General features: G+C 72.6%; 16 protein-coding genes and 1 pseudogene. 8 read left to right on the top strand and 9 right to left on the bottom strand.

The window, feature by feature from the left end; all coding sequences use genetic code 11:
- Positions 1-11: 11 nt before the first annotated feature.
- Entirely contained in the window at positions 12-590 is a 579-nt protein-coding gene (locus ABZ016_RS19055; RefSeq protein ID WP_356917794.1) for a TetR family transcriptional regulator, read from the bottom strand.
- A gap of 130 nt (positions 591-720) precedes the next feature.
- Here ABZ016_RS19055 and ABZ016_RS19050 point away from each other — a divergent pair, with 130 nt between their 5' ends.
- The gene (locus ABZ016_RS19050) at positions 721-1,917 is read left to right on the top strand and encodes an MFS transporter (protein ID WP_356917793.1); all 1,197 of its coding nucleotides are present in this window, start codon (positions 721-723) and stop codon (positions 1,915-1,917) included.
- A 63-nt stretch (positions 1,918-1,980) separates the two neighbouring features.
- On the opposite strand, the gene ABZ016_RS19045 is transcribed toward ABZ016_RS19050, so the two are convergent.
- From ABZ016_RS19045 to ABZ016_RS19025, 5 genes are all read right to left on the bottom strand, one after another.
- Positions 1,981-3,657 (bottom strand): long-chain fatty acid--CoA ligase, encoded by a 1,677-nt coding sequence (locus ABZ016_RS19045; protein ID WP_356917792.1) that lies wholly within the window; start codon positions 3,655-3,657, stop codon positions 1,981-1,983.
- 125 nt (positions 3,658-3,782) lie between these two features.
- Positions 3,783-4,343, bottom strand: a complete 561-nt coding sequence (locus tag ABZ016_RS19040; protein WP_356917791.1) for a SigE family RNA polymerase sigma factor — start codon at positions 4,341-4,343, stop codon at positions 3,783-3,785.
- A gap of 146 nt (positions 4,344-4,489) precedes the next feature.
- Positions 4,490-5,671, bottom strand: a complete 1,182-nt coding sequence (locus tag ABZ016_RS19035) for a lipid-transfer protein (RefSeq protein WP_356917790.1) — start codon at positions 5,669-5,671, stop codon at positions 4,490-4,492.
- Entirely contained in the window at positions 5,668-6,063 is a 396-nt protein-coding gene (locus ABZ016_RS19030) for a MaoC/PaaZ C-terminal domain-containing protein (protein WP_356917789.1), read from the bottom strand. Before ABZ016_RS19030 ends, ABZ016_RS19035 begins: the two co-directional genes overlap by 4 nt.
- A complete protein-coding gene (locus tag ABZ016_RS19025) occupies positions 6,060-7,001 on the bottom strand; it encodes a bifunctional MaoC family dehydratase N-terminal/OB-fold nucleic acid binding domain-containing protein (protein WP_356917788.1) in 942 nt (313 codons plus the stop codon). Before ABZ016_RS19025 ends, ABZ016_RS19030 begins: the two co-directional genes overlap by 4 nt.
- A 283-nt stretch (positions 7,002-7,284) precedes the next feature.
- Here ABZ016_RS19025 and ABZ016_RS19020 point away from each other — a divergent pair, with 283 nt between their 5' ends.
- The 4 genes from ABZ016_RS19020 (at position 7,285) to ABZ016_RS19005 (ending at position 10,178) form a co-directional block, all read left to right on the top strand.
- On the top strand, positions 7,285-8,151 hold the full coding sequence (locus ABZ016_RS19020) for a bifunctional DNA primase/polymerase (protein WP_356917787.1): 867 nt from the start codon (positions 7,285-7,287) through the stop codon (positions 8,149-8,151).
- A gap of 121 nt (positions 8,152-8,272) precedes the next feature.
- Positions 8,273-8,737 (top strand): hypothetical protein, encoded by a 465-nt coding sequence (locus ABZ016_RS19015; protein ID WP_356917786.1) that lies wholly within the window; start codon positions 8,273-8,275, stop codon positions 8,735-8,737.
- Between the two features lie 9 nt (positions 8,738-8,746).
- Positions 8,747-9,292: a DinB family protein gene (locus tag ABZ016_RS19010; RefSeq protein ID WP_356917785.1), complete on the top strand. Its 546-nt coding sequence runs from the start codon at positions 8,747-8,749 to the stop codon at positions 9,290-9,292.
- A gap of 313 nt (positions 9,293-9,605) precedes the next feature.
- Positions 9,606-10,178 carry a GNAT family N-acetyltransferase gene (locus ABZ016_RS19005; protein WP_356917784.1) on the top strand — a complete coding sequence of 191 codons (573 nt, stop codon included), beginning with the start codon at positions 9,606-9,608 and terminating at the stop codon, positions 10,176-10,178.
- Positions 10,179-10,342: 164 nt separating this feature from the next.
- Here the strand turns inward: ABZ016_RS19005 and ABZ016_RS19000 are convergent, their stop codons facing one another.
- On the bottom strand, positions 10,343-14,704 hold the full coding sequence (locus ABZ016_RS19000) for a hypothetical protein (protein ID WP_356917783.1): 4,362 nt from the start codon (positions 14,702-14,704) through the stop codon (positions 10,343-10,345).
- Between the two features lie 356 nt (positions 14,705-15,060).
- Here ABZ016_RS19000 and ABZ016_RS18995 point away from each other — a divergent pair, with 356 nt between their 5' ends.
- Both ABZ016_RS18995 and ABZ016_RS18990 read left to right on the top strand, forming a co-directional pair.
- Positions 15,061-15,534, top strand: coding sequence for a hypothetical protein (locus ABZ016_RS18995; RefSeq protein ID WP_356917782.1), 474 nt, complete (start codon positions 15,061-15,063; stop codon positions 15,532-15,534).
- A 17-nt stretch (positions 15,535-15,551) separates the two neighbouring features.
- Entirely contained in the window at positions 15,552-16,313 is a 762-nt protein-coding gene (locus ABZ016_RS18990) for a PIG-L deacetylase family protein (RefSeq protein ID WP_356917781.1), read from the top strand.
- Here the strand turns inward: ABZ016_RS18990 and ABZ016_RS18985 are convergent.
- The gene (locus tag ABZ016_RS18985; protein ID WP_356917780.1) at positions 16,308-17,102 is read right to left on the bottom strand and encodes a glycosyltransferase; all 795 of its coding nucleotides are present in this window, start codon (positions 17,100-17,102) and stop codon (positions 16,308-16,310) included. The two genes, ABZ016_RS18990 and ABZ016_RS18985, sit on opposite strands and share 6 nt — an antisense overlap.
- A 163-nt stretch (positions 17,103-17,265) precedes the next feature.
- Between ABZ016_RS18985 and ABZ016_RS18980 the strand changes: the two genes are divergently transcribed.
- Positions 17,266-17,601: a hypothetical protein gene (locus ABZ016_RS18980; RefSeq protein WP_356917779.1), complete on the top strand. Its 336-nt coding sequence runs from the start codon at positions 17,266-17,268 to the stop codon at positions 17,599-17,601.
- Between the two features lie 148 nt (positions 17,602-17,749).
- Here the strand turns inward: ABZ016_RS18980 and ABZ016_RS18975 are convergent.
- Positions 17,750-17,937 (bottom strand): annotated as a pseudogene (locus ABZ016_RS18975) (hypothetical protein); the annotation flags it as partial.

Raw genomic sequence — 17,937 nt, 5'->3', positions numbered from 1 at the left:
GCCCCGGGGGGCTAACGTGCCGTCAGCCGACGCGCCGCCTCCTTGACCGAGGCGCGCAGGCGGTCCCGGTCGGGCTCGCCGTCACCGACCAGGATGCGCCGCATCTGGGGGACGACGGCGGTCCAGTTGGCCAGGGCGGTCAGCAGGAACAGCAGGTCTGCGGCCGGGATGGCGTCGGTGACGACGCCCCGGTCCTGGCCGTCCTGGAGGGCGGCGACCTTGCGGGCGTAGTGCTCCTGGCGGTCGGCCTCATGGGGCAGTTCGGTGCTGCCGTACTCGAGGCCCTCCCAGAACAGCAGGCGCAGCAGCTCCGGGTGGGCGGCGTGGTAGTCCATCAGGCGGTCGATCCAGCCCTCGATGTCGTCCGGGTCGACGGGGACGTCCTCGGCGAGATGGAGCATCTTCTTCTCGAGCACGATCGCGAACAGCTCCGCCTTGTTGCCGAAGTAGGCGTAGATCAGCTGTTTGTTGGCCTTGGCCTCGGCGGCGATGCGGTCGATCCGGGCGCCGGCGATCCCGTGCCGGGCGAACTCGGCGACCGCCGCCTCGAAGATACGTGCCTTGGTGGCCTCGGGGTCCCTTGCTGCCATGGGGGAGAGGGTAGCGCGCCGAGGTAACCAACTGTTTGGTTGACAGGGAATGGCGGGGCGACACAGACTGTTCCCTCATCAGCCAACCAACCAGTTAGTTGTTAAAGCCGACTCCAAGGAGTCCCTTCCCATGCCGTCAGCGACCACCACCGCCCGGGCCACGGCCCCCGCGCGGCAGGCGGACCGTACGCCCGCCCCCGGCCTCTTCCTCACCCTGCTCGCCGTGTGCAGCGCGGTCACCGCCGCCAACATCTACCTCGCCGCGCCGCTGCTCTCGCTCATGGCCCGCGACTTCGGCTCGGCCCCCTCGGCCATCGCCTGGATCGCCTCGGTCGCCCAGCTCGGCTACGCGGTCGGCCTGCTCTTCTTCGCCCCGCTCGGCGACAGCGCGAATCGGCGCCGGCTGGTCGCCGGACTCACACTCGTCACCACGATCGGACTGGCCGCCAGTGCGGCCGCCCCCGGCGCCGCCGCCCTCGCGGTCGCCCTGTTCGTCGCCTCGGCCGCGACCGTGATCCCCCAGCTGCTCGTCCCGCTGGTCGCCGAACGCGCCCCCGCCGAGCGGCGGGCCCGGCACGTCGCGGCCGTCATCTCGGGACTGTTCACCGGCATCGTCGCGGCCCGGGTGCTGGGCGGCCTGGCCGGGCAGGCCTTCGGCTGGCGGTGGGTGTTCGGGGGCGCGTCCGTGCTCACCCTCGTGCTCGGACTCGCGACCGCGCTCGTGCTGCCGTCCCAGCGGCGGCGGGAGGGCCCGCTGTTCGCCGGCCTCGCCGCACTGCCCTCAGTGCTGCGGCACTCGCCCGACCTGTGGCGGGCCTGTGTGCGGCAGGCCGGGATGTTCGGTGCGTGGAGCGCGCTGTGGACCTCGCTCGCGCTGCTGCTGACCGGACCGGAGTACGGGCTGTCCCCCGCGACCGCCGGGCTGTTCGGCCTGTTCGGGCTGACGGCGAGCGCGGTGGCGCCGCTGGCCGGTGGGCTCGTGGACCGGTTCGGCGCGGCGCGGGTCGTACGGTCCGCGTATCTGCTCGCGGCCGTGTCCGTGCCGCTGTTCTGGCTGGGCGGGAACGTGCTGGGGGCGCTGTTCGCCGCCGCGATCGCGATCCACGCGGCGCTCGTGGCGTCCCACGTCGCCAACCAGACCCTGGCCCTGACGGCCACCTCCGCCCCGGCCACCGCCAACACCGCCTACGTGGTGTCGGGCTTCGCGGGCGGCGCCACCGCCTCGGCCCTCGCCGGGTTCGCCTACGGCTTCGGCTGGGGCGGGGTGTGCGCGGTAGCCGGGGTGTGGCTGCTGCTGGGGTGGGGGCTCACCGCCGTACGCCGGTGATGCGGTGGGTGTCGGCCGCCGTACGCCGGTGAGGGAGGGCGTACGGCGGCGGCCCGGTGTCCGTCAGAGCCGGTGGATGTCCAGCTCCCCCTCCGCGTACTGCCTGCGCAGCACCTTCTTGTCGAACTTGCCGACGCTCGTCTTCGGGACCGCCTCGATGATCGTCCAGCGCTCCGGGAGCTGCCACCTGGCGATCTTGCCCTCGTCGGCGAGGAAGGCGCGCAGGGTCTCGAAGGTGGCGGTGGCGCCCTCCTTGAGGACGACCGTGGCCAGGGGGCGCTCGCCCCACTTCTCGTCGGGGACCGCGACGACGGCCGCCTCGGCGACCTCGGGGTGGGACATCAGCGCGTTCTCCAGCTCCACCGACGAGATCCACTCGCCGCCGGACTTGATGACGTCCTTGGCCCGGTCGGTGAGGGTGAGGAAGCCGTCGGGGGAGATGGTCCCCACGTCGCCGGTCTTGAGCCAGCCGTCCTCGCTGAACTTGTCGGCGGGGCGCAGGGGTTCCCCGTCCGGGCCGTTGTAGTAGGCGCCGGCGATCCACGCGCCGCGCACCTCCAGCTCACCGGCCGACTCGCCGTCCCAGGGGAGGCGCTCCCCGCCGGGTCCGGTCAGGCGGGCCTCGACGCCGGCCGGGAAGCGGCCCTGGGTGAGGCGGTAGGCGAACTCCTCCTCCGTGCCGGCCACATGGGCCGGAGGACGGGCGATCGTGCCGAGCGGGGAGGTCTCCGTCATGCCCCAGGCGTGGCAGACCCGCATGCCCAGCTTGTCGAAGGCCTCCATGAGGGAGGGCGGACAGGCCGAGCCGCCGATGGTGACCTGGCCGAGGGAGGAGACGTCGCGGGGGTTCGACGTCAGTTCGGCGAGCAGTCCCTGCCAGATGGTGGGGACGGCGGCCGCGTGCGTGGGCTTCTCGCTCTCGATCATCGCGGCGAGGGGCGCCGGCTGGAGGAACCGGTCCGGCATCAGCAGGTTCACGCCGGTCATGAAGGTCGCGTGCGGCAGGCCCCAGGCGTTCACGTGGAACTGGGGGACGACGACCAGCGAGGTGTCCTGGTCGGTGAGGCCCATCGACTGGGCCATGTTGACCTGCATGGAGTGCAGATAGATGGAGCGGTGGCTGTAGACCACGCCCTTGGGGTCGCCGGTGGTGCCGGAGGTGTAGCACATGGCGGCGGCCCGGCGTTCGTCCAGCTGCGGCCAGTCGTACGACGTCGGCTTCCCGGCGATCAGGTCCTCGTACTCGTGCACCCGGGCGGTGGCGTCCGCGAGCAGGGAGCGGTCTCCGGGGCCGCTCACGACCACGTGCTCGACCGTCTTCAGGTGCGGGAGCAGCGGGGCGAGCAGGGGGAGCAGCGAACCGTTGGCGATGATCACCCGGTCGGCCGCGTGGTTGACGATCCAGGCCAGCTGCTCGGGCGGGAGGCGGAGGTTCAGGGTGTGCAGGACCGCGCCCATGGACGGGATCGCGAAGTAGGCCTCCGTGTGCTCCGCGTTGTTCCACATCAGGGTGGCGACCCGGTCGTCGTCGGTGACCCCGAAGTCCTCGCGCAGGGCGTGTGCCAGCTGGGCCGCGCGGGCGCCGATCTCGGCGAAGGAGCGACGGTGCGGTGCGTCCTCACCGGTCCAGGTGGTCACCTGCGATGACCCGTGGATCGTGGACCCGTGGGTCAGGATCCTCGAGATCAGCAGCGGTACGTCCTGCATGGTGCTCAGCACGGCGTCCTCCCGGAGCGACATTGCCTACGCGGTGGTAGGGGTTGCGCTGATTCTGCGCACATACCGCGCGGTATGTCACTAGGACCGGGTGATCGATCAGTGCACGTCGGGCGACACGACCGCTCACCGGAGCACGACACATCCGCTCACTGGCGGACAAGTCCCAGCTCAGCGTCCTCGCGGAGCTTGCCCAGCGCGCGGGAGACGGCCGACTTCACGGTGCCGACCGAGACGCCGAGCACCTCGGCCGTCTGGACCTCGCTGAGGTCCTCGTAGTACCTGAGGACCACCATCGCCCGCTGCCGGGCGGGCAGCCGCATGATCGCCCGCCACATCGCGTCGTGCAGCGCCTGCTGCTCGGCCGGGTCGTCGCCGCCGGCCCTCGGCTCCGGCTCGGGCAGCTCGTCGCAGGCGAACTCGTCGACCTTGCGCTTGCGCCACTGCGAGGTCCGCGTGTTCAGCAGCGCCCGGCGCACGTAGCCGTCGAGGGCGCGGTGGTCCTCGATGCGCTCCCAGGCGACGTACGTCTTGGTGAGCGCGGTCTGCAACAGGTCCTCGGCGTCGCTCTGGTTGCCGGTGAGCGAGCGGGCGGTACGCAGCAGCACCGGCTGGCGGGCCTTGACGTATGACGAGAACGACGGGTAGGGAAGGGTCTGCGCCGCCGGTGCAGCGGCCTTCGACGCGCTGGTGCAGACGATTGTGGTCATGGCTCAACGCTATGAGCGGGGCCACCACCTGCGGATCGGCCGCAGGTCCCGAAGCGGGATCCCCCTCAGGTTGTATGGGTAGGGCTGACTGCACCTCCTGTAGGTGGAGCGGTGGGCCCGGGGTACTGCGGGTTTACCCCTGAGGGCTACGGCCGCCCGCCCCGGCCGTCCGCCGTGAGGACGAGACCCGACGTCGGCACACCCGTCCCCGCCGTCACCAGGACCCGCTCCGCCCCCGGTATCCGGTTCACCGCCGTGCCCCTGATCTGCCGGACGGCCTCGGCCACCCCGTTCATCCCGTGCAGGTACGCCTCCCCCAGCTGTCCGCCGTGCGTGTTCAGCGGCAGGCGCCCCTCGGCCACGAAGTCCGCCGCCTCGCCGGGGCCGCAGAAGCCGAACTCCTCCAGTTGCATCAGCACGAACGGGGTGAAGTGGTCGTAGAGGATCGCCACGTCGATGTCGGCCGGCGCGAGCCCCGAGGTGCGCCACAGCTGCCGGGCGACGACCGCGCTCTCGGGCAGGCCGGTCAGGTCGTCCCGGTAGAAGCTGGTCATCTGCTCCTGCGCGCGGCCCGCGCCCTGGGCGGCCGCCGCGATCACGGCGGGCGGGTGGGGCAGGTCGCGGGCCCGCTCGACCGAGGTGACGACGAGCGCCTGGCCGCCGTCCGTCTCCTGGCAGCAGTCCAGCAGCCGCAGCGGCTCGACGATCCAGCGGGACGCGCCGTGGTCGGCCAGGGTGATGGGCCTGCCGTGGAAGTACGCCGCCGGGTTGGTCGCCGCGTAGGCGCGGTCGACGACGGCCACGTGCCCGAAGGCCTCCGGCGTCAGCCCGTACGTGTGGAGGTACCGCTGGGCCGCCATCGCCACCCACGAGGCCGGGGTGAGCAGGCCGAACGGCAGCGGCCAGCCGAGTGCCGTGCCCTCCGCCGACGGCTCCCGGTGCCGCACCCCGGAGCCGAAGCGGCGGCCCGATCGCTCGTTGAACGCCCGGTAGCAGACGACGACGTCGGCGACGCCCGCGGCGATCGCCAGGGCCGCCTGCTGGACGGTGGCGCAGGCCGCGCCGCCGCCGTAGTGGATCCGGGAGAAGAAGGAGAGCTCGCCGATGCCGGCCGCCTGGGCCACGGTGATCTCGGGGCTGGTGTCCATGGTGAACGTGACCATGCCGTCCACGTCGGCCGGGGTGAGGCCCGCGTCGTCCAGGGCCGCGCGCACCGATTCGACGGCCAGGCGCAGTTCGCTGCGGCCCGAGTCCTTGGAGAACTCGGTGGCCCCGATGCCGGCGATGGCCGCCCGGCCGCCGAGGGTGTCGCGGCGGCGCAGACTCATGCCGGGCCTCCTTCGGGCACGGTGACCGTCACCGTGCCGGTGACGTGCGTGCCGATGCCGTTCGCGCCGACGACCCGGACCGTCACCGTGTCGCCGTCGACCTCCTCGACCGTGCCGGTCAGCACCAGCGTGTCGCCGGGGTGGTTGGGGGCGCCGAGCCGGACGGCCACCCGGCGCAGCACCGTCCGGGGGCCGAAGTGGTCGGTGATGTAGCGGCCGACCAGGCCGTTGGTGGTCAGGATGTTCATGAAGATGTCGGGGGAGCCCTTCTGCCGGGCGAGTTCCGGGTCGTGGTGGACGTCCTGGTAGTCGCGGGAGGCGATCGCACCGGCGACGATCAGGGTGCGGGTGACGGGGATCTCCAGGGGTGGGAGGCGGTCACCGACGTTCATTCCGGCACCCCCTCGAACACCGGCAGCACCAGTTCCTCGTCGTACCGCCGGAACTCCAGCCGCACCGGCATCCCGATCCGGACCTTGTCGTACGGCACGCCGACCACGTTGCTGACGATCCGCACGCCCTCCGCGAGCTCGATCAGGCCGACGGCGTAGGGCGGCTCGAAGGCGGGGAAGGGCGGGTGGTGCATGACGACGTGCGAGTAGACGGTGCCCTCGCCGCTCGCCGCCACGGTGTCCCACTGCGCCGAACCGCAGCTCGCGCAGCCCGGCAGCCAGGGGAAACGCAGGGTGTGGCAGTCGGTGCAGCGCTGGATCAGCAGCTCGTGGCGGGCCACGCCCTCCCAGAAGCCGGCGTTGTCGCGGTTGACCACCGGGCGGGGGCGGCGCTCCCCCGGCTGCTCGGAGTGTCCCGGCTGCCCCGGCTGCCCCGGCCGGCGTGCGGGCGCGTATTTGAGGATGCGGAAGCGGTGGGTGCCGGCGAGTGCGCCGCCCGCCCTGATGTCGGTGCGGGTGGTGACGAAGTAACCCGCTCCCAGCTTGGTGGTCTTGCGCTCCGACACCGATTCGATGACCGAGTCGAAGGTGATCTCGTCCCCGGGGCGCAGGGGGCGGAGGTACTCCTGCTCGCAGTCGGTGGCGACGACGGCGTGGTGGCCCGACTCGTCGAGCAGGCGCAGCAGTTCGTCGTAGGCCGCGGCGCGTTCGGGGCGGCCGGAGAGGCCTGCCATCGTCCACGCCTGGAGCATCGTGGGCGGGGCGATGGCGTCCGGTCCGGTGTACGCCGGGTTGGTGTCGCCCATGGCTTCGCACCAGTGCCTGATCATCGGCTCGTTGACGGGGTCCCGGCCGACCCCGGTGGCGGCGGCGGGCCGGCCCTCGTAGGTCTTCAGCCGCGCCTCGAACTCCTCGTGGACCTCCGGCTCACCACTCACGGCTTCTGACTGTCCGTCAGATACGTTGCCCCGTCAAGGCATCGCGGCCCACGGACGCGAAAACGCCTGTGCGGCGGTACCGGAGTACCGCCGCTCAGACGTGTTCGAGGCGCCCTCGCCGACGGCCTGCTGGTTGGTGGTGGAAGTTGACCGGCCGCCCTGGTCCGTTGCTCGACGTCGCGAGTCCAGAGTTGCCCACCGGATCCCCGGCGAAGCCCGGCCGCCCGGCGCGTCACAGCCGTTCCCTCTTTCTTTTTTCGAACGTACGTACGAAAATGGAGCCATGGCCACCACCGACCGGCAGGCCACAACGCTGGCCCTCGCACACGCCCTGTCAGCCGCCGAACGCGGACTGGCCGTCATCCCCCTGTCCCGCACCAAGCTCCCGGCACTGCGCTCCCCGCACCGCGACGACCCCGCTCCCGCCCCCTGCCACGGCGAGTGCGGCCGCCTCGGCCACGGGGTCTACGACGCCTCCAGCGACCCCGCCCGCATCCGCGAACTGTTCGCCGCCGCCCCCTGGGCGACCGGGTACGGCATCGCCTGCGGACTGCCCCCGCACCACCTGATCGGCCTCGACCTGGACGTGAAGACCGGCACGGACTCCTCGGCCGCCCTGCGCGAGCTGGCCCTGCGGCACCTGTTCACCATCCCGCCGACCGTGGTCGTCGTGACCCCGTCCGGCGGGCGGCACCTCTGGCTGAGCGGCCCGCCCGAGGTGGTCGTCCCCAACTCGGCGGGCCGGCTCGCCCCCGGCATCGACATCCGGGGCGCCGGCGGCTACCTCGTCGGGCCCGGTTCCCGCACCGGCCAGGGCGTGTACGCGGCGGCCCCCGGAACCGCGCACCTGGCCCCCGCGCCCTGCCCCCGCTCCCTCCTGCGCCTGCTGATCCCGCCGCCCCGCTCCCACCACCCCGCGCCCCCGCCGGCCGCCGGACACGGCCAGGGCCTGATCCAGTTCGTCCTCGCCGCGCACGAGGGCCAGCGCAACACCCGGCTGTTCTGGGCGGCCTGCCGGGCCTATGAGGACGGCATCGGCCCCGCGCTCGTGGACGCTCTGGTCGACGCGGCGATCGACACCGGCCTGTCCGCACCCGAGGCCCGGGCAACGATCGCGTCGGCGGCACGGATGACGGGGCACCGGCCCTGAACGCGGCCGGGCGGCCGCGCCCCTGAAGGAAACCGGCCAGGACGGGAACCTCCGACGAGCGGGGACGGACAACTCCGACGAGCAGGGACGGGACACCGCCCGCGAACACCGAAAGACCCCCATGCAACTCCGCCTCAAGGCGCCGGCCATGGCGCTCGCCCGCCTCGTCCTGGCCTCCGGCCGCTCGGTGGACCTCGCCGACCTGCGGTTCTCGTCCACGTACGGCGACCTGCTGGAGGGCTATCCCTGCAAGCCGGTCAACGACCTGCGGATCCGCGGACTGCTGCACGCCGCCGAGCGGGACCGTCCCGGCATGCCCGTCCACCTCGTGCCACCGCCGCGCGAGTATCCCGACCAGTACGCGGGCGGCCTCGGCCCCGTCGAGGTCCTGCCCGCCGTGGCCTGCCTCGGCACGTTCCACTCCACCGCCCTGGACCCGGCCCACGACCCGGTGCTGTACCGCTCGCGGCTGGCGATCCTCTGGTTCCAGTCCACGCCCAGCCTGCCGTCCGGCTGCGACGCGGAGCCCGGGCTGCGGGACCTCGACTGGGCGGGACTGGCCCAGGACGCGCCGGCGCTTGCGTAGGGTCGGGCGATGAGCGTCTCGCGAACGGAACTGCTGCGCTGGCAGTTCGAGTTGACCTGGTCCCTGTTCGAGTACCACCTGGAGCGGCTGGAGCCGGCCGACTTCCTCTGGGAGCCCACCCCGCACTGCTGGACGATGCGCGAAGGGCCCGACGGCACGTGGGTGCCCGACTGGGCGGAGACCGAGCCCGACCCGGTGCCCGTCCCCACCCTCGCCTGGGTGAGCTGGCACATCGGCTGGTGGTGGAGCGTCACCCTGGACCACGCCCGGGGCCGGCCGCCCCGCGACCGCACGGACGTCATATGGCCCGGTGAGGGCGAACCGACCGTCCAGTGGCTGCGCGGTCTGCGCACCGAGTGGCTGGCGGTCCTCGACGGCCTCACCGACACCGCCCTGGACGCCACGGCATCGTTCCCCCGGCCGAACGACCCCCAGTACACCGTCGCGCACATGGTGGCCTGGGTGAACGCCGAGCTGATGAAGAACGCCAGTGAGATCGGCCAACTGCGGATGCTGCGGGTGGCGTCGGCTTTTCAGTCCGGCGAGCAGCGGTAGACCGTCGACCGGCGGGCCCGGAAACCGAGCCGCTCGTAAGCGCGGTTCGCGGTGGCACGGTCGGGCCGGGACGTGAGGTCGACCGTGCGGGGCCCCGGCCTGCCGGGCGATCCGCAGGGCCTCCTCGATGAGCAGCCCCGCGCCCCCGGCCGCGCACCACATCATCGACGACCACGTCCTCGACCCGGCCCCGCAGCCCTGGACGGCAGGGGCAGCAGCACCAGCGTCAGGGCACCGACGATCGCCCCGCCGGGCCCGGGCCTTCCGGCGCCGCCGTACAGCAGGGCGGCGTGCGGCGTGTCATCGTGGTGGCATGACCGTCGAGGTTCGTCCGGCTGCGGAGTTCGCGGACGTCCGGGCCGTGCTGGGGCCGAAGTCGCCCGGGGCGAGTGTCTGCTGGTGCCTGAGTCACCGGATCCCGTCCAGGCTCAACAACGAGCTGCGCGGACCGGCCCGCGGGGAGTACGTCGCCGAGCTGTGCCGTGCGGACCCGGCGCCGGGCGTGCTCGCCTACGACGGTGCCGAACCGGTCGGCTGGGCCGCCGTCGCCCCGCGCTCGGACACCTCGTTCGCCCGCAACCGCAAGATCCCGCACGTCGACGACCTGCCCGTCTGGTCCCTGTGGTGCGTCCGGGTACGCCCCGGTCATCGCAAGCAGGGCATCTCGCACGCGTTGATCACGGGAGCGGTCGAGTTCGCCCGTGCCCACGGCGCACCGGCCGTCGAGGCCTACCCGCTGGACAACGGCGACGCCAAGGTCGACCTGACCATGGCCTACGCCGGCCTCCGGAAGAACTTCGAGCGCGCCGGCTTCACCTACGCGGCGGCGACCACCTCGGTCCTGGCCGGCCATCCGCGGATCCTGATGCGCCTCGACCTGCACTGAGAAAACCCGACCGCTGGCGACGGGGGATGCACCAGCGGTCGGGCTATGGCCAAGGGTAACAAGCGCTTACGCGTGCGGAGCTACACTCCGTGGGTGTGAGCGAGGTTGTGACTCGTATCACTCAACTTCCTTGTCAGAGCGCCCTGTTGGCCGAGTCGGTTCCGTCAGCCGTCACACGGCGGGTCGTACGAGAGCCGGGACAGGTACTCGCGCCAGGTGTCCTGCGTCAGGACACCCCGGGTCATCGAGCAGATGCGCGCCACGGCCCGGTCGACGTCCAGGTCCCAGAGCCGGATCGTGTCGGTGCCGCTCGACACCCCGAGGAGACGGCTGTTCGGGCTGAACGCCAGGAAGCCGCCGCTCTTGGCGTCCGGGCTCATCGACTGGCCGATCGCGGTGGCCCGGGCGGGGTCGGAGACGTTCCAGAGCCGGACGGTGCCGTCCTGGCCGCCGCTCGCCAGGGTGCGGCGGTCCCGGTTGAACGTCAGGCCCACCACCGCCTCCGTGTGGCCCTTGAGGCTCGCGACACCGGAGGCCTTCGCGGGGTCCGTGATGTCCCAGAGGCGGACCGAGTTGTCGTCGCCGCCGCTGGCCAGCGTGTGGCCGTCGGGGCTGTAGGCGAGTGAGTTGACCGCGCCGAGATGGCCCTCGAGAGGTGCGCCGAGCGGGACGGCACGGCCGGGCTCGGCCACGTTCCACAGGCGGATGGTGCCGTCCGCGCTGCCGCTGGCCAGCGTGCGGCCGTCCTGGCTGAAGACGAGCGCGTTGACGTAGCCCTTGTGACCGCTGAGGGGACCGCCGAGCCGGCGGGGGCGGGAGGGGTCGTCGACGTTCCACAACTGGATGGTGCGGTCGTCGTAGGTGGTCGCCAGGACCTTCCCGTCCGGGCTGAAGGCCACCGCGTCGGCGAACCGGAAACGCAGGGCGACGGGCACCCCGTAGCGCACGGGGTGCACTGGATCGTCGAGGTTCCACAGCTGCACGGCCCGGCTGCCGGTCACCACCGCTAACGTGCGGCCGTCCACGGAGAACGCCAGGGAGCGCACGTCCCCCTTCCCCGGCCGGAACGGTTCGCCCATCGGCACGGGCCGGCCGGGCGTACGCACGTCCCACAGCCTGACCCGTTCGTCACGCGCCGCCGTCACGAGCACCCGGCCGTCCGGCCGGAAGACGCCGATCCGGCCGGTCATGTCCGACGTCGGCAGCGACCACAGGCGGACCGTGTTGTCGCCCGCGCCGGTGGCGAGGGTCCGCCCGTCGGGGCTGAAGCCGAGCGCGTACATCTCGCCGCTGCTTCCGGCCAGGGGGCCGCCAACCTGCGACGCGTGCTCCGGGTCACCGACCTTCCACAGGCTCGCGGTGCTGTCCGCGCTGGCGGCGGCGAGCCTGCTCCCGTCAGGGCTGAAGGCCACGGACCAGACCGCTCCGGTGTGGCCCGTCAGCGGCGCCCCGATGGGTTCCGGGCGGCGCGGGTCCGCCGTGTTCCAGAGCCGGATGGTGTTGTCGGCGCTGCCGCTGGCGAGTGTACGGCCGTCCGGACTGAACGCCACCGAGTGCACCGTGGCGCCGTGGCCGGTCAGCGGCTCACCGGCCCGTGCGGGGTGCCGGGGGTCGGACACGTCCCACAGCCGGATCGTGCCGTCGTCGCCACCGGCCGCCAGGGTCCGGCCGTCCGGACTGAACGCCACGGAGCGCACGGCGGCGGTGTGCCCGGTCAGGGGCTTGCCGAGCGCCTTGGGGCGGCCCGGGTCGGCCACGTCCCACAGCCGTACGGTGTGGTCGTCGCCGACGGAGGCCAGCGTGCGTCCGTCCGGGCTGAAGGCGATCAGGTAGATCGTGCCGTCATGGCCGGTCAGAGGGCGGCCGAGCCGTCGCGGGTGGCCGGGGTCGGTCACGTCCCACAGCCGGATCGTGCCGTCGTCACCGGCGCTGGCGAGCGTACGGCCGTCCGGGCTGAAGACCGCGCTGCTCACCCAGCTGGTGTGGCCGGTGAGCGGCTTGCCCAGGGGCTTCGGACGCTGCGGATCGGCCACGTTCCACAGGCGTACGGTCCGGTCGTAGCTGGCGGTGGCCAGGGTCCGGCCGTCCGGGCTGAACGTCGTGAGGTAGACGGCGCCCGTGTGCCCGACCAGCGGTGTGGCCAGCGGGGCGTTCACGATGGAGATCAGACGGCTGTTCGCGCCCGCGTCGTCCGACCGCAGCCGGTGCGCCACCAGGTCGAGCTGCGCGGACAGCGAAGAATCCGTGGACCGGACACGGTCGGCCTGGGCGAGCACCTGCTGGAAAACAGCGTCGTCGCGCTGCTTCCAGGCGACCACGGCCGACCCGACGGCCAGGATCGCCAGGGCGACCAGCGTCGCCACCGCGCCCCGGCTGATCCAGATGATGCGCCTGCGCAGCCTGACCGACGCGGCCAGGAACTCCACCGCGCTGCGGGTCAGAAACGTGTCCCCGGCGGACTTCGCCCACCCGTGGGCCTGTTCCAGCCGGGAGCCCCGGTAGAGCAGGGCCGTGTCGCGGTCCGACTCCTCCCAGGCCCTGCCGTCCTCCTCCAGACGCTGGCGCAGCAGGTTGCCCTGCCGGTCCTCGTCGATCCAGTCGCGCAGCCGCGGCCAGGCGTGCAGCAGCGCCTCGTGGGTGATCTCCACGGTCTCCGCGTCGAGCGTCACCAGACGGGCGCGGACCAGCGCCTCCAGGGACTCCTCGGTCTTCCCCGGGTCGGTCGCCTCCTTTGCCAGCTGGCGCCGGGTGCCGCGCCTGCGGGTGGCCTGGGTGTCCTCACCCAGCCGGACCAGCCGGAGCAGGAGCAGCCGGGCCGCCGTGCGCGCCGCCGGGTCGAGTCCCGACCAGGCCCGCTCGGCGGTCGCCGCGACGGCGCCCTGGATGCCGCCGGCCGCGCGGTAACCGGCGAGCGTCAGCCGGCCGGCCTTCCTGCGCTGCCAGGTGGCGAGCAGGGCGTGCGAGAGGAGCGGCAGCACACCCGCGTTGTGCGCTCCGCGCGGGCCGTCGGCACTGACCTCCCGGACGATCAGCTCCGCCAGGCCCGGCTCCAGTTCCAGCCCCACGGCCTTGGCGGGGCCCGTGACGGCCTCGCGCAGCTCCGCGGTGGTCAGCGGCCCGAGCACCATGTGCCGGTGCTGAAGCGCGTCGGCCAGTTCGGGGTACCTCAGGCACTGCTCGTAGAAGTCGGCCCGGATGCCGAGCACCACGACCGCCGGTGCCTGGTCACCGGGTCCGGCCGGGGAGCACGCGGCGTGCAGAACCTCGACGAAGGCGCGCCGCTCCGCCTCGTCCGGGCAGAGGGTGAACATCTCCTCGAACTGATCCACGATCAGCACCGGCCGCACACCGGACACCGCAACCCGCCGCGCCCAGACGGAGACAGCGACTCGGGCTGCTTCTGGGGTGGGGGTGGGGGTCGGGATGGGGCCGGGTGTGGGGGTGGGGGTGGCGCTCGATGCCGGGGTGGGGGCGGAGGCGGATGCTTGGGCGGGGGCGGCGTCGGGCTGCTGGGCGGAACCGGCGTCGGGCTCCTGGGCGGGGGCGGGGACGAAGCCCCGGGCGGGGGCGGCGTCGGGCTCTTGGGCGGAACCGGCGTCGGGCTCCTGGGCGGGGGCGGGGACGAAGTCCCGGGCGTGGGCGGCGCCGGGCTCGGGGGCGGAGCCGGTACCGGATTCCGAGGTCGGCGCAGCGCCGGATCCCTGGTCGGAGCCGGCACCGGCGTCGGAGTCGGAGCCAGCGCCGAAGCCCTGGGCCGTTCCGGCCATGGCCGAGACGACGGGCCCGAGTTCGGGGATGCACCGGGCCAGCTCCGCCAGCGGATCGCCGCCCGGTACGAGCTGCACGACTTTCCTCGCCGGGCCCTTCCCGACCTCGTCGTCAGCCCCGTCACCGCCGTCGCCACCCAGCGCGCCGTCCCGCAGCGCGGGCACCAACCCGGCGTTCAGCAGCGAGGACTTCCCGGCCCCCGACGCGCCCACGAGCATCACCAGGCCGCCCGTGTCCGACACGGCCCGGAGCTGGGCGACGAGCGCGTCCGTGCTGCGCTCCCGGCCGAAGAACCAGTTGGCGTCCTCCCGGCGGTAGGAGGCCAGCCCCCGGTACGGGCACACCCCACCGGGTGCGGGGGGCGGGACGTCACCCGCAGGCCCCTCCTCCGCGGGGGAGGCCGCGCCGCGCTCGCCGACCGGGTCGGCCACCGCGCTCTCCCACAGCCGCTGCCACTGGGCGAGGTCGTACAGCCCCGGGGACACCGGAGTGGGTCTCGCACGGCGCGCTTCGGGTATCAGTACGTGCAGCACCGCCGCGAGGGCGGCGAACTGAGCGGGGACGTTCCGGGCCCGCCGCCAGTCACTGATGCGCTGGGAGGACACCCGCACGGCACGCCCGCGTTCGTCGATCCGCCGCAGCCGTACGACCGATTCGGACACCCGTTTGAGCGGAGGGTTCCCGGCTTCCTTGTACAGCAGTGCGAGGCGTTCCGCGAAGGCGGTGCGTGCCCCCGAGTCGGAACCCAAGGTCTCCACTCCCTCACTTCCCCCGCCTGGACGTCCGGACCGGAAAACTCACTCTATACGCCTGACCTGCGGCGATGATGTCCGACCGGAACCGGAATCTCCTCGTCGGGTGCCGAAACTGGCAGGATCCCGACCCAGCAGCGCATCCATCCGGTCGGCCTCCATCGGAGGCGGGCGACGGTAGCTCCACCGTTCGGTACCGGTCCCCACGAGGGGAGGGACCGGTACCGGACGACGTGGTGATCCTCCCCTGCGGATGGCGTCTTCCAACCCTGGATAACTGACTGACCGTCAGTTATGGTCGGTCTGCCGTGGCCCAGGCCGGCCCGTTACCGCTTCCGGAGCGACGTACAGGGGTGAGCGCAGTGGAGACACGTCCCGAGAGCCCACGACCGCAAGGCGCCCCCCGCTGGGTCGCGATGTTCCACCGCCCGGCCGACGGCTCCTGGCGGACGGCCGCGGAGTCGCCCCACCGTTCGCCCGTGCTGTACGCCCTCGGCGAGATGACCCACACCCTGCGCGCGCGTGGGGAGGACGTGCAGTTCGCCCTGTGGGGCCCGAAGGACGGCGAGTGGCACCTCCACGACACCCCGCAGAGGCAAGCCCCCGCCCCCCGGCCGAGCCCGTCCGCGCCGCAGACGTCCGCGGGCGAACCGACCGGCCTGGCCGCACGCATGACCGGCCGTCGCCACCAGGTCCTCATGGCCGGCCTGAGCAAGGCGGGCCTCTACGACCTCTCCCCCGAGGACGAGACGACCGTCCGGACGCTCGTGGAACAGCTCGACGAGGCCACCGTCCGCCACGTGGCCCACTGGCTCGCCACGGCCGGCACCCGCTAGCCGGACCGGCCCTGCCCATGTCCACCCCGAGCCTGCTCGCGGTCTTCGCGCACCCCGACGACGAGTCCCTCGCGGCAGGCGGCGTACTCGCCCGGCACGCGGCGGCAGGCGCGCGGACGGCCGTCGTGACGGCGACCTGGGCGCCGGACAGCCGGCGCGCCGCGGAACTGGCCGAAGCACTCCACATCCTCGGCACCGACAAGCCACGCCTCCTCGGCCACGCCGACTCCCGCGTCCCGCAATCGGCCCCCGGCAGACCACGCTTCCTGGACGTCCCGCTGGAGGAGTCCGTACGGGAACTGGTCGGACACATCCGGGAGGTCCGCCCGGAGATCGTCGTCACGCACGACGCCTACGGCGGTCTGACGGGCCATGAGGACCATGTGCACACCCACCGCGTGACCCTGCTCGCGGTCCACGCGGCCGGACTCGAACGCCGCTACCCGGACGCCGGCGACCCCTGGCAGCCGAGCGCCCTGTATCTGGCCACGCACCCGCACTCCGCCGTCCGGGTGTGGGGCGGACATCTGGCCGGCACGGGCAAGGCGATGCACACGGTCCCGGACGAAAGCGTCACCGCCGCGGTCGATGTCACGCCCTGGCTGGAACGGAAGGTCGCGGCGATCCTGGCCCACCGGACGGAGGTCCGGCGGGGAGCCGCGCCCGGGCTGATCGCCGCACTCACCGTCTCCGAGCGGGAGCGGCTGCTCGGCACGGAGTGGTACATCCGCCACGACCCGGTCACCAGGGCACCGGCTCAGACGGAACTGCTCTCATAGGGCGGTCGGAGAGCCCCACCGCAGCCGGGACAAGGCCCTGGCCCTGGCCTCCACCACAGCCATCCGCGCCTCCCGCTCGGCCTGGTCCACATGGGCCGCCTGGCCGGTCACCTGCCCCTCCCACTTCCGGTACAGCAGACCGACCTCCCCCGAGAACCACCCACGACTGACGGCGTTCAGCGCGAGCAGCAGCCCCGTGTCCTCCGAGGCGGGCAGCGCCATCCACCCGCCGAGGGCGAGGAGCAGCTCCCGCCGTACGAACAGGGACGCCGGATGGACCGGGGCGAGGAAGCCGTTCGCCTTCCAGTGGTCGAGCACGGCCCCGCGCTCGATCGGCCCCTGGTCGGGGTCGCCCGGAAAGCCGGCCGTCGACCCGTCGGGCATGAGGTCCAGCGCCCGAGACGTCGCCCAGCCGAGGTCACGGTCGCCTTCCAGAACCGCCAGGTCCCGGGCGAGGGCGCCCGCCGCCAACTGGTCATCGGCGTCCAGGACCTTCACGTACGCGCCCTCGGCATGCGCCAGCGCGATGGTCCGCGCCACCCCGGGCCCACCGGCCCGGCCCTGCCGGAACGTCACCCGCTCGTCATCGGGCACGTACGGCCGTACATCCGCGCTCTCCCCGTCCTCCTGTATCACCCAGTGCCACTCCCAGCCCTGAGGCAGCCACTGCTCGCACAGTGACGTGTACGCCTCCGGCAGGTACCGAGCCGACGGGCCGTGCACGGCCGTGACGACGACGATGCACTCGGCACTCGGAACGCCCCTGACCTGCACAGATGCCGAAACCACCGGACGATCATAGCTCTGCGGCCACGGTTCGGTCGGCGCTGCCGACATCAGTTCGCAACACTTCCTGATCAATAGCTCATATGCGGTGATTCAGGCCATACAGTGCCGAACCAAGGCGGCTCTCGCCGTGTGCCGCCACAACGATGAAGTCGGGAGGACTCGCATGGCCAACAACAATCCGGAGTCGAACGTGGTGCAGCTGGCGGGCCCCGGAGTGCCCGGGATGGAGGGTGACGCGCCGCTCTTTCATTACGACGTCCCGCCGGAGGACCTGCCGACACTGCTCGCCGATCCCGTCAAGTACCTGGAACAACGCGGAATGGGACGCGAACAGGGCATCGCTCCGGACGGGAGGATGGACATCCTTTTCACCTCTGCCAACCGCGTCTGGGACGGCTCCCAGTGGACCGACGAAGACGGCGGGATCGAACCGCGGCACGTGTGCTGCTACGTCACCGACTGCCAGTCGGTCTGCGTGCCGCATTCACACAAGCAGTAGACGCGGGAGGCCGGCACCCGCACGCGGAAGGGGTGCCACTGCGGACACCCCTTGACTGTCCGCCCGAAGCGGGGGCTGCCGCCGTGTCAGCGGCAGCCCCATCGTGCGGCGTTACCCACTGCGGCGTGGGCCCTCGACGCCTGGCGCCTCAGAGACCGAGCAGCCCGCCGAGTAGCTCGAGGCCGTAGTAGCCCTTGTCGTACTCGTACTTGTCGTGCTCGTCCTTGCCGTACTCGTCCTTGTGCTCGTCCTTGCCGTACTCGTCCTTGTGCTCGTCCTTGCCGTACTCGTCCTTGTGCTCGTCCTTGCCGTACTCGTCCTTGTGCTCGTCCTTGC

The organism is Streptomyces sp. NPDC006372, assembly GCF_040612515.1.
Classification (GTDB): Bacteria; Actinomycetota; Actinomycetes; order Streptomycetales; family Streptomycetaceae; genus Streptomyces.
This window is presented reverse-complemented; position numbering and strand designations above follow the sequence as displayed.